Raw genomic sequence first — 11,696 nt, 5'->3', positions numbered from 1 at the left:
AAGCTCATCTAAAAAAATTATATTTGCCAATTAAATTGAAGGCAGAATAACCTATATGAAGCATATTCGCAATTTTTGTATTATCGCGCACATTGATCACGGAAAAAGTACTTTGGCCGATAGACTATTAGAATACACAAAAACAATTACCCAACGTGAAGCGCAGGCTCAATTGTTGGATAATATGGATTTGGAACGTGAAAGAGGAATTACGATTAAGAGTCACGCGATTCAAATGGAATTTATGAGAGGGGGACAGAATTACATTCTTAATCTAATTGATACTCCAGGACACGTAGATTTTTCTTACGAAGTCTCTCGTTCCATTGCTGCCTGTGAGGGAGCACTATTAATCGTGGATGCGTCTCAAGGTATTCAAGCACAAACTATATCAAATCTATATTTAGCCTTAGAGCATGATTTAGAAATAATACCTATCCTCAATAAAATGGATTTACCTGGCGCTATGCCAGAGGAAGTAAAAGATCAGATTATTGAATTGATTGGAGGAAAGAGAGAGGATATTATTCCAGCATCAGGCAAAACTGGAATGGGAATTCCAGATATCCTTGAGGCTATAATTGAACGGATTCCTGCACCAGTTGGCGATCCCGATGGCCCACTACAAGCTTTGATTTTTGACTCTGTATACAACTCATTCAGAGGTATTATGGCTTATTTCAAAATTGAAAATGGAGAAATCCGAAAAGGAGACAAAGTAAAATTTGTTGCTACTGGAAAAGAGTATACCGCTGATGAAATTGGTACATTAAAGTTGACTCAGGTTCCTAAGGATGTTATTAAAACTGGGGATGTTGGATATATAGTTTCAGGCATAAAAGAAGCAAGAGAGGTAAAAGTTGGTGATACTATTACCAAAAGAGATAGACCATGCCAATCTGCTATCCAAGGGTTTGAGGAAGTTAAGCCGATGGTATTTGCGGGAATTTATCCAGTAGATACAGAGGATTATGAAGAACTTCGTGAATCAATGCATCGCTTGCAGCTTAATGATGCTTCATTAGTTTTTGAGCCCGAATCTTCTGCGGCACTTGGTTTTGGTTTCCGTTGTGGTTTTCTAGGAATGCTACATATGGAAATTATTCAAGAACGCTTAGAACGCGAGTTTGATATGACCGTTATAACAACGGTTCCAAACGTTTCTTATTTAGCTTACCTGACCAAAGGAAATGAAGAGGTAATTGTTCATAATCCATCTGATTTGCCTGATCCAAGTAAATTGGGTAAGATTGAAGAACCTTACATAAAGGCCAATATTATTACCAAGGCTGAATTCGTTGGGCCTGTTATGTCTTTGTGTATTCAAAAACGAGGTTCAATAATTAACCAATCATATCTAACCTCAGATAGAGTTGAACTTGTTTTTGAAATGCCAATGGGAGAGATTGTTTTTGATTTTTATGATAAACTGAAAACGATTTCAAAAGGATATGCATCTTTTGATTATCATCAGATTGGTTATCGAGCATCTGATTTAGTAAAACTTGATATTCGTTTGAATGATGAACCTGTTGATGCGCTTTCTTCTTTGATTCACCGAAGTAATGCATACGACTTTGGAAAAAAAATCTGTGAGAAATTAAAGGAATTATTACCACGTCAACAATTTGAAATACGAATCCAAGCTTCTATTGGCGCTAAAATAATTTCCCGCGAGACCATTTCAGCTTTACGTAAAGATGTAACCGCTAAATGTTACGGTGGTGATATTTCTCGTAAGCGTAAATTATTGGAAAAGCAGAAAAAAGGAAAAAAGCGTATGCGGCAAGTTGGAAACGTAGAGATTCCACAATCAGCATTTATGGCAGTTTTAAAATTAGATTAATAAAAATCAACCCTAAATATATCATGAAGTTATTGGACGGAAAAGAGGTTTCTGCGAAACTAAAAGAAGATATTAAAAAAGAAGCTGAAGAATTAACCCTTAAGCTTGGTAGAAAGCCTAATTTGGTCGCTATCTTAGTTGGTAACGACGGAGGTAGCGAAACATATGTTGCGAGCAAAATGCGCAATTGTGAACAAGTCGGATTTGACTCGATTAATCTTCATTATGACGAGGATATTTCAGAAGAAATATTATTAAATAAAATTTCTGAAATTAATAAAGACGATAGTATAGATGGACTTATAGTTCAATTACCGCTACCTAAACATATTGATTCTGAAAAAATAACAGAAGCTATTGATTACAGAAAAGATGTAGATGGTTTTCATCCTATTAATTTAGGTAGAATGCAAAGAAATTTGCCTTGTTTTATTCCGGCTACTCCTTATGGAATCATGCTTATGTTATCGCATTATGGAATAAATACTTCAGGGAAGAAAGCTGTAATTGTTGGAAGAAGTAATATTGTTGGTTCTCCAATGAGTATTTTACTGGCTAGAAACAGTAATCCCGGAAATTGTACAGTGACTTTGACCCATAGTAAAACCCAAAATTTAAAAGAAGAAGTTCTTCAAGGTGATATTGTGATTGCTGCCATTGGGAAAAAGAATTTTGTTACAGCTGACATGGTTAAACCGGGAGCAATCGTAATTGATGTTGGTATTAATAGAGAATTATCTACGGAAACTAAATCTGGTTATAAACTATTTGGAGATGTAGATTTTAACCAAGTATCACCGATTGCATCTTGGATTACACCGGTACCAGGTGGGGTAGGCTTGATGACAATTATTGGTTTACTTAAAAATACATTAGAGGCTGCGAAAGGGACCATTTACCCGAAAAAATAATTCTGGTATAAATTTTGACTTCTATAATCTAAGTTTTATTAACCATTTAAAACAAATAATAAATATGAAAAATTATGCCGTTTTAGCCGCAGTAGCATGCGCACTGACATTTTCTGCTTGTAATAATTCTGCAGATAAAAATAAGGATGGTGATACATCTATCGGAGAGCATTTAGATCATTCATTGGAAACAACGGATGAGAAAGTTGAAGAATTAAAAACTGATATCAACGCTGAATTAAGCTCTGCAGAGCAAAAGGTACAACAAGCACAAGCGGATTTAGATGCTGCCATTAAAAGCGGTGATGAGAAAGCAAAAGAAGCTGCTCAAAAAGCATTAGATGAAGCTAAAAGTGCATGGGATAAAGCCAAAGAGGCAACAAATAACGCCGCGGATGCTGTAGGAAATGCTGCTGAAGAATTGGGTGATAAGACAAAAGAGGTTACTCAAGATGCAAAAAGAAAAGCAGAGAACGTTAAAGAAGCATTGGAAAACTAATTTCCAATTGTTTTTAATCTTTTAATTGAAGTGCCAAACTTAATTTTGGCACTTTTTTATTTTATTTCAAAATACTTCATTTGATGAGTTGGGAAAAAGAAGCATTAATTCAGTCTTGTATTGGTAAAACCAATGAAAGATTAATTGAGATTCAATCTGCAATGGAAATGGCAAATGATTCCATAGTTAACGATACTAAAAGTAGTATGGGGGACAAATATGAAACCTCAAGAGAAATGGCACAACAACAATTAAGTCGACTGCAAGTGCAAAAACTACAAGCACAGTCCGATCTATCAATTCTTAATAATTTAGCAGTTAGTACCAAAAATAAGGTCTCAGTCGGAAGCATTGTGATTACAAATCAATATAATTATTTAATCGCTACTTCAATAGGTCCTATGATTCATAAGGGAGAAAAAATAATGGTGATTTCTAAAGAATCTCCTATTGGAACTCTCTTACTTGGAAAAGCAAAGGGTGATAATTTGACATTTAATGGTCAAAGTTTTCAAATTATTGATATCCAGTAAATTAAGTTTTCAATTGGATGTGACATGAACGATGGAATTTTTAGTCTTATTTTTAAATAAAAGTTCCAAACATTTTTAGTACTTATTTGTTCTCTACTGTATATAAAAACATCAAATCAGAAAAACTAAATTTGTATGAATCTAAAAAAAAGTTTATCCATTGTTTTAGTAGCCGGTACACTGTTATCTGGTACTATCTCCTGTAAGCCTAAAATTTCAGATGCGGATCTAAAGGCCAAAGTCGAAACTGCTGTTCAATCTAATCCCAACATATCGGTGGATGTTAAAGACGGCGTGGTCACCTTAAACGGGACCGCGACTTCTGATGAGGAGCGTATGCAAATAGAGAATGCTGCAAAGGCTGCTGACAGTAAGGCTGTTAAAAATGTTGTAAGCAACATTGTTGTAAGTGCAGCCCCTTCTATTGAAATTAATACAGATGATGCTGATTTAACCGCTAAAGTAACGGATTTCGTCAAAGATTTTCCATCCATTACTGCTGTTGTTAATGCAGGTGTAATTACTGTAACTGGAGAATTAGAACAAGCTCGAGTTCAGGCTTTAAAAATGGGATTGGATGCATTAAATCCAAAAAAAGTTGACATGAGTGGTTTAACGGTTAAATAATTAAGACAGATGAGTTTACAAACGAAATATCAAGTGTTATTAGATACGGCAAAAGGTGCGGGAATAAATGATTTGGCCATTGCAGAACAAGAAGGCGTTCTACATGTACAAGGCACGGCACCCAATGCAGATGTGAAAAACAAACTATGGGATATTTACAATCAGATTGATCCTAATTTTCTATCAGGTGACTTGGTGATGAACGTGGATGTTTCAACAGCAGTATCAGGTTCGCAAGTCCGTGTTATTACGGAGAGTAGTAATTTAAATATCCGCAAAGGTCCCGGTACTGACCAACCAATTGTTGGAAAAGCGGCTAAAGACGAAATAATTAATTTAATAAGTCGTGCAAATGACCAGTGGTGGTTAGTTAGAACGAGAGATGGCGAAGAGGGATATTGCTATGCGCAATATCTTGAACCCGTTTCCTAATATGAAGAAATGCCAATTCAAGGATAGTTTTTGAGTTTTTACTAAGAAATAAAAATTATCAAATTGAATTTAAGACTCTCAAGAAAGCTATAAGTTTTTTTGAGAGTCTCTTTTTGCCCAATTCCTTGCCTTTTAAATTCCTTACCTTTTATAGGAGGGTACAGTAGATTTGATCACAATTCTAACATACTCAAGTTTCCATCACTTCCAGCTAAATATATTTTTTTCCGATCCTGAGAAATCGAAATTACATTAAAACTTTCATTTGAAATATTTTTCCAGTTCTTACCTCCGTCTACTGATAAATCAGTTCCAGAGGTACCAGTAGCCAAAACTGAATGTGGATTTATATATCTAACGCACGATCTAAAACCAGATACTGGTGTTTCAGGTTTGACCCAAGATAAACCGGAATTATTAGTTAATAAAATATTATTTATATTCTCTTTGTCAGATGAATAATTACCTCCAATAACAATACCCTCTCTCTCATTTAAAAAATCTATTGAAAAAATTCCGGTACTTGATTGACCTGTCCATATAGGTACATCTGACACATTTAAAGTTCTTTTCTTTTCATTCCTTTTATACAAGCTGGAATAGCTTCCTCCTGATCCAATATAAACCCAGTCATTTAATATTTTAAGTGACGTGCCGCTTGCTGCAAATGCAGCTTCACCTTGCTCTGCAAACAACTGTATCTCCTGGGTAACATCCATCCACTCCTTACCTTTATTTTTACTCTTTAATAGTTGAAACACACCATTAATAGGATCTCCAAGAACATATCCAGTTTTGCCTTTAAAATCCATACCATCTAGAAATATCTCTGAGTGTTCATTTCTGTAAGCTTCTGACCAGGTCTGCCCGCCATCCTGAGTGTATAAGATTACTGCAGGACTTCCTGCATTAACAATTACAGCTTGATCTTTATTAAAAACATGAATATCTCTAAAGTCATATTTTTCATATCCAATAGGAGAGACCCAAACCCAGGTTTTCCCTGAATCGTTAGATTTACCAACAGTCCCGTTACTTCCACTAACCCAAACGACTTCATTTTTATACGTCGACAATCCTCTAAAACTTGATTTTATATTTTTCAATAAGGGTATAAAGGTTTGGGAATACCCAGAAGAAAATAAAAAATAGAAAAGAAAGAAGAATATATATCTCATAATGGTCTGTCTTTTAGGTTAATTCTTTCATTAAATTATCGAACTCTCTCCTAAGCGTCGATAATTGATCTTCCAATAGATACACCCTCTCCTTTAGGTCTTTGAGTGATGAGTTTGGCTCTCCATTCTCACCTTCATTTTGAAAAAACTCATCAAATTGTTCTTCTGAAAATTGACTAAACAGATGTACATATCTTGCTTCCTTTTGACCAGGTCGTTTTGAAAGTTGTTGAATATATATTGGGTTTCCAGTAGATAACTTGCTTAAAAGTTCATTGAGTTCGTCTAAACTCTCAAAATCATATAATCTAGATGAGTTACTGTTGATCTCTCCAGAGGTCAAGGGTCCTCGTAGAAGTAAAAGACATAGTATAGCTAATTCTTGTGGCAATAACGGAAATTGAATAGCAAGGTTATGTTTATATTTGGTCACTCTACTTCCCCCACCAACAACGGTTGAAACTAGACCCTTTTTTTTGAGACTATCTAATGTATGTACGATCGTCGATTCATCGTATTGAACAACCGGTTTCCTTGAAGTTTTTTGGTTACACGCACTTTGAAGCCCATTAAGTGTCATAGGGTAATACTCGGGAGTTGTTTTAGATTTTTCTAATAAACAGCCTAACACTCTTAATTCTTCTGAACTTAATTGGGGTAATGATTGGTTTTTTTCCATATAAGTAGTACTTGATATTGTTGTTTTAAATATACGCCTTTTCTACTCAACTACATTAACTGTCAGTAAATATTAAGCTGTGCTATAATGAAGACTCATATAACAAAAATGTCATAAATTTAAGTTGTTCCGTTGACAACGTTAATTATAAATTTCGTTTTTTGCTTTCAATTGCAATGAACTCTGGTAAAAAATTCGGGGTACATCCTCTTGATACCATTTCATCTTTATAAAGACCTGTTTTCTCGCCAAGAGAGACACATCGGTTTCGATACTTTTTTTCGTAAACTCCTATCCATCCCGCGGTAAAGTTCATGGCCCATTGAACTTCAGGTTCTTCCACAACAATTCTAGTCTCAATGGCCGAAAGTAAGCTGTCTGTATTTTCTGGTGGTGTCTGTCCCGTCCATCGTAATCTTGCTTGATAATACCAATAAATACGCCTTAGAAGTGAAGATTCGTTGTTTTCCCAGGATTGAATCAATAGAATTGTTTTTTTGTTCTTAGAAAGCTGGTTGGCCATTAACCAATCAATTAGCTGATTTCTCTCCTCAAACAGATGAGTCTGAATATCCTTATCAAACTTATTAATTAAATCTTGAGAAAGAAGCTTGTTATCCATAATCAAGATGGCTAATTGTCTAGATAAAAACATTTTGGTTGACCACAGTTCCATAGCAAGTTTATGATCTTTTTTGATATCCTTAGCGATTTTTCGTAGGTCCCCTAGTTTAGTTTTGAAATTGATTTGAGCCAAGATATATTCAGCTCTTGGAGTCAGTTGCATATAAATCTTTTATTTTTTTGAGATAAATAATATTTTAAACCTAAATAACCTTCTGCTAATTTGCTGTAGGTATGAGATTATTTATGACAATAAGTTCAACAAAACTAATATAACAAATGTTTAGATTATCAAAACCTACGTTCAAATTGCTTAATGTGAATTTTATGCTAAAATTAAAACCATAGTATAAAGTTGTGGATTGAGAGAGATATAAATCCCTTTCGAATAGAGGTAACATTCAAAAAAATATCCAGTTGATAGGAATCATTTGAATAATGAAGTGTACAAAATAATTATAAGCTACTTCTGGGACGATTCTTAAATCGAGGATTGAATGGAATACTCCAGAATTCAGGGATCCAATTTCAGCAGGATATTAGTACAAATAAAAACCGCCTCTATCAATAATAGAAGCGGTTATATTCGTACCTAGGGCGGGAATCGAATTCGCGCTTTCGATTTTACCTGCGTTTCCCGCCCTAAATTCTTCTTTAAACATATTATTTTGCACTTATAACTATCGTTTTTAACCCATTTTAGGTGGGACTTTTGGTGGGACTTTTTTCATTCAAACCTGAATGTCCACGTCCTCTATTACAATTTGTATTCGTTTTTTCGCTATACAATTTTAACTGTTCAAATATGCAGTTTATATCTCAATTCTCCAAGATTGTAAAATTTGCATCAGCGAAGTGTCTTGCGGAATGAGGTTTCTGATTTGAAAATTATCATATCCGTTAAAACTGTAGTTTTACCTGAGTTATTCTAACGAACAACACCAAGAATATCTTCTATATGAAAGTGTATTTTCAAATCTACACATTCTTCAACTTATATATAAATGGCGCTAAATTAGATCAGAGAGCGACCATTTTAGTGAAAATAGTTTCTATTTAAACATATTATCACTCCTAAGTTTCTTCAATTCCTTATTAATTATGCTAATACTATCAAGTAGGGTATTGTTCCGATCCTTTAGATCGTCTATCTCTATTTGGATTTTTTCATCTCTTATTTTTGACCTTCCTTCTGGCGATGATTCTCGACCACAGGCCGCTAATGAAAGCATAATTATAACAATAGCAAGTTTTTTCATTTTTTCCTTTTAAATCATTAGTTGGAGAAATCCGAAAAAACTTACAAGTGGTCGTAAATAATATCAGTTAAATTTTGTAGCATGAAATTTCAACCAATATTATAGGTATCTATAAAATTTATAAGTCTATCTAAAATTATAAGTCTGCTTCTGTAAGTTTTTTCGGATTTCTCCTACTTATAAGGGAAATTAGAAAATATGAATAGGTCTATAATACTGTTTTTCTTCACTCTTCTTTGTTTTCGTCAGAATAGCGTAGCCCAATCCACTAATGCTGCAAAGCTGCTAAATCAGTATCTGACTATCCAAGAGAAAAGAATTGGCTTTAATGGTGTGGTACTAATTGCAAAAAATGATACGGTGCTTTATAAGGAAGCTATTGGTAAAGCATCATTTGAGCTCAATATTCCCCTAACGATTAATTCGAAGTTCAAAATAGCTTCCATCAGTAAGTCATTTACCGCAATGTTAACCACATTGGCTGTGAATGAAGGAAAAGTAAATTTAAACGATTCTCTTGCATTGTTCTTCCCTGAACTAAAAGATTCATTGTGGCGTAGAATTACGATTGACCAGCTACTCTCGCATCGTGCTGGGATTCCCCATAATGAAGGAATAATTGATTATTGGTTGTTTAAGTCACTACTGCCTTTAAATAATAACCAATCAATTGCCGAAATTTTTAAAACTAAATTACTATTCGAACCAGGTACATCTGCTAAATATTCTAGCCCGGGATATTTCCTGTTGGCTACTATCCTCGAAAATATATATCATCAAAATTATGCCGCTATTTTAAGAGAGAAGATTACTGACCCTTTACAGATGAACAACACAGGTATTTATAACACTAAAGATATAATATCCGGTATAACTTCTTCATATCATCTTTTAGGAGATAGTTTAATTGTTGCGCCTTACCGTGATTTCTCCTTAATGAAAGGATCTGGTGATTTATACTCTAATTCGATTGATTTGTTAAAGTGGACACGCAGTTTTTCTGGAATTAGGTGGAACGATAAAATAAAATCGCATATTTTTACAGCCCACTCTGGTAAGAGCCTGCAAAATAATGGGGATATGTATGGTTTAGGGTGGTTCATCCGTCCTTTAACTAGTGAATTAAAAACCGCTTACTATCACGGTGGAGGTACATATGGTTGCTCGTCCATTTGTGTATGGTATCCAAAAGAAAGAATTTCTATTATTATTTTAAGCAATATTTCGGTATTGCCTGTGAATGAACTTTGGGCTGATATAGAAAAAATCATATTTAAACGACCATTTACACTTCCTGAAATAAAAAGGGATTTAAGTGTAAGTCCTGAACAATTAAAGAAGTTTGAAGGAAGTTATATAACGGCATCAGGAGATATAAAATTAGTCATTGTTGCTGACAAAGAGCATCTATATGCGAAACTCGGTAATAATCCGGCATTCGAAATTTACAACGATTCCTACTTGGAGTTTTATGGAAAAAAAGTGAATATTAAATTCACTTTTCAGTCAGATCAGGAAGGCTTAATAACCGGATTGCTAGCAGATGGTAGAGGTCAAATCCTTACCTTTAATAAAAAATAGATATGGATGAAACACAGTTCTTGATCCTTATTAAGGAGCATCAGGGAATTATCCATAAAATATGTCGCATATACCGAGATATCAGGGAAGATCGTGAAGATCTTTTCCAGGAGATTATTTTCCAACTTTGGAAATCCCATCAAACCTTTAAGAACGATGCAAAAATAAGCACCTGGATTTATCGAATTGCACTGAATACCGCAATAGCCACTTTTCGTAAAAAGAAACAGGACATTGAATACTGCCCTGTTTTGCCCGATCTAGCGGAAGAACAGCCAGACGAGGCACTTGCTTTACGTCAGGAGAGATTATTCACCGCTTTAAAACAACTTAATGATGGTGATAAGGCCATCATCACATTGTACCTTGAGGATTTGAGTTACCAACAAATAGCAGATATTACTGGTATAAGTGAAAATTATGTTGGTGTCAAACTCAATAGAATAAAAATCAAAATTCAAAATCTTTTAGTCTGTTAATTATGGAACTTAATGAATTAAAATCTACTTGGAATACTGTAAAAACACCAGCAATTTCAACAACAGAAATCCAAAGTATGCTATCAGAAAACAAACATCCAGTTTTAAAAGACATTAGAAAACAATTGACTATAGAAATTATCGGATGGTGTATTTTCTTGGTATGTTATTATTCTATGTTTGATGGAGATAAAAAGCCTGTATGGATCAATATACTGGTTGTTCTCTCTATATTATTGCCCCTTACTCATAACTTCATGGGATATCACTTTGCTAAATATCTTGTCCAAGGAACCAATATCCATGAGTCGCTTAAAAACTACCTATCTAAGGTTAAAATTTATGCTATAATCTCCATAATCTCAAGGCAAATTTATCTGGCGGGGCTTCTTCTCTTTTTTACCTATGGATTGAGCTTTAATACAGATAAGTATATCTCGCTGGTTGTTATCGGGTTAATTTTTCTAATTCAACTCATTATATCATGTAGAATATGGGCAAAACGTTTGAAAAGTCTTGGAATTTCATTAAACTCATTCAGTTGATTGGAAAAGATAATAACATGCATTAAATGACAAAATGCTACTTAATAATAAATGCTGAAACCATAAACTTTATTTGAATAATTTAGTTAAAATTCCTATATTTTAGCATAGTATTTGCAACTAAAATATATTTAAAAAAAGGTGCGTTATTCGGGGAGTCGAATATAGAAAGCCACCAGATATTGTAAAAACGCTGATTTTGGCACTAGGTGCAAATCCCAGCGGGATCACTTAAGGAGACACTACACAGTAGTTGTCTCTTTTTTATGCCAATAAAAACTGTTACCCAAACTCTTTGGGTCATAAACCTGATCGCCGCCGGCGTGACAATAAAAACACGCCAAGAAACACACCTTTTCTAAAACCTTCTAAAAGCACAAATAAGTAGGGGACAAATAGAAGTGTTCATTACAAAATGAGGTTGAGTAAAATATTTATTTAACCTCATTTTACACTCTATAAAAAGAAAAACCCTTGATAACGCATTGTTAATCAAGGGGTTA

13 protein-coding genes are annotated in these 11,696 nt (G+C 34.3%); 9 read left to right on the top strand and 4 right to left on the bottom strand.

From position 1 onward, the window contains the following. Positions 1 to 55: 55 nt before the first annotated feature. The 6 genes from lepA to AC6CHH_RS11525 all read left to right on the top strand — a co-directional run bounded on the left by lepA (position 56) and on the right by AC6CHH_RS11525 (position 4,848). Complete coding sequence (gene lepA, locus AC6CHH_RS11550) at positions 56 to 1,846, top strand: translation elongation factor 4 (RefSeq protein WP_498282971.1); 1,791 nt, start codon at positions 56 to 58, stop codon at positions 1,844 to 1,846. Positions 1,847 to 1,869: 23 nt separating this feature from the next. Further along, positions 1,870 to 2,757, top strand: coding sequence for a bifunctional 5,10-methylenetetrahydrofolate dehydrogenase/5,10-methenyltetrahydrofolate cyclohydrolase (locus AC6CHH_RS11545; protein WP_498282969.1), 888 nt, complete (start codon positions 1,870 to 1,872; stop codon positions 2,755 to 2,757). 64 nt (positions 2,758 to 2,821) lie between these two features. Next, a complete protein-coding gene (locus tag AC6CHH_RS11540; RefSeq protein WP_498282967.1) occupies positions 2,822 to 3,256 on the top strand; it encodes a hypothetical protein in 435 nt (144 codons plus the stop codon). Between the two features lie 83 nt (positions 3,257 to 3,339). Beyond that, positions 3,340 to 3,789 carry a hypothetical protein gene (locus tag AC6CHH_RS11535; protein WP_498282965.1) on the top strand — a complete coding sequence of 150 codons (450 nt, stop codon included), beginning with the start codon at positions 3,340 to 3,342 and terminating at the stop codon, positions 3,787 to 3,789. Between the two features lie 135 nt (positions 3,790 to 3,924). Further along, on the top strand, positions 3,925 to 4,416 hold the full coding sequence (locus AC6CHH_RS11530) for a BON domain-containing protein (RefSeq protein ID WP_498282963.1): 492 nt from the start codon (positions 3,925 to 3,927) through the stop codon (positions 4,414 to 4,416). 9 nt (positions 4,417 to 4,425) lie between these two features. Further along, entirely contained in the window at positions 4,426 to 4,848 is a 423-nt protein-coding gene (locus AC6CHH_RS11525) for an SH3 domain-containing protein (protein ID WP_498282961.1), read from the top strand. 173 nt (positions 4,849 to 5,021) lie between these two features. Here the strand turns inward: AC6CHH_RS11525 and AC6CHH_RS11520 are convergent, their stop codons facing one another. The 4 genes from AC6CHH_RS11520 to AC6CHH_RS11505 form a co-directional block, all read right to left on the bottom strand. Then, complete coding sequence (locus AC6CHH_RS11520) at positions 5,022 to 6,026, bottom strand: YCF48-related protein (protein ID WP_498282959.1); 1,005 nt, start codon at positions 6,024 to 6,026, stop codon at positions 5,022 to 5,024. Between the two features lie 13 nt (positions 6,027 to 6,039). Further along, the gene (locus AC6CHH_RS11515; RefSeq protein ID WP_498282957.1) at positions 6,040 to 6,705 is read right to left on the bottom strand and encodes a YceH family protein; all 666 of its coding nucleotides are present in this window, start codon (positions 6,703 to 6,705) and stop codon (positions 6,040 to 6,042) included. Positions 6,706 to 6,850: 145 nt separating this feature from the next. After that, positions 6,851 to 7,492 carry a DNA alkylation repair protein gene (locus tag AC6CHH_RS11510; protein ID WP_498282955.1) on the bottom strand — a complete coding sequence of 214 codons (642 nt, stop codon included), beginning with the start codon at positions 7,490 to 7,492 and terminating at the stop codon, positions 6,851 to 6,853. Positions 7,493 to 8,381: 889 nt separating this feature from the next. Further along, complete coding sequence (locus AC6CHH_RS11505; protein WP_498282953.1) at positions 8,382 to 8,588, bottom strand: hypothetical protein; 207 nt, start codon at positions 8,586 to 8,588, stop codon at positions 8,382 to 8,384. A 198-nt stretch (positions 8,589 to 8,786) separates the two neighbouring features. On the opposite strand from AC6CHH_RS11505, the gene AC6CHH_RS11500 reads away from it, so the two are divergent. Genes AC6CHH_RS11500 through AC6CHH_RS11490 form a run of 3 tightly spaced genes read left to right on the top strand, consistent with a single transcriptional unit; the run spans position 8,787 to position 11,193 of the window. Next, positions 8,787 to 10,169, top strand: coding sequence for a serine hydrolase domain-containing protein (locus AC6CHH_RS11500; protein WP_498282951.1), 1,383 nt, complete (start codon positions 8,787 to 8,789; stop codon positions 10,167 to 10,169). A gap of 2 nt (positions 10,170 to 10,171) precedes the next feature. Further along, positions 10,172 to 10,648 (top strand): RNA polymerase sigma factor, encoded by a 477-nt coding sequence (locus AC6CHH_RS11495; RefSeq protein WP_498282949.1) that lies wholly within the window; start codon positions 10,172 to 10,174, stop codon positions 10,646 to 10,648. A gap of 2 nt (positions 10,649 to 10,650) precedes the next feature. After that, positions 10,651 to 11,193: a hypothetical protein gene (locus AC6CHH_RS11490; RefSeq protein WP_498282947.1), complete on the top strand. Its 543-nt coding sequence runs from the start codon at positions 10,651 to 10,653 to the stop codon at positions 11,191 to 11,193. Positions 11,194 to 11,696 lie beyond the last annotated feature (503 nt).

The organism is Sphingobacterium sp. GQ94 (assembly GCF_059758715.1).
Note: the sequence above shows the minus strand (reverse complement) of the source record. Positions and strands in the feature narration are given on the sequence as shown.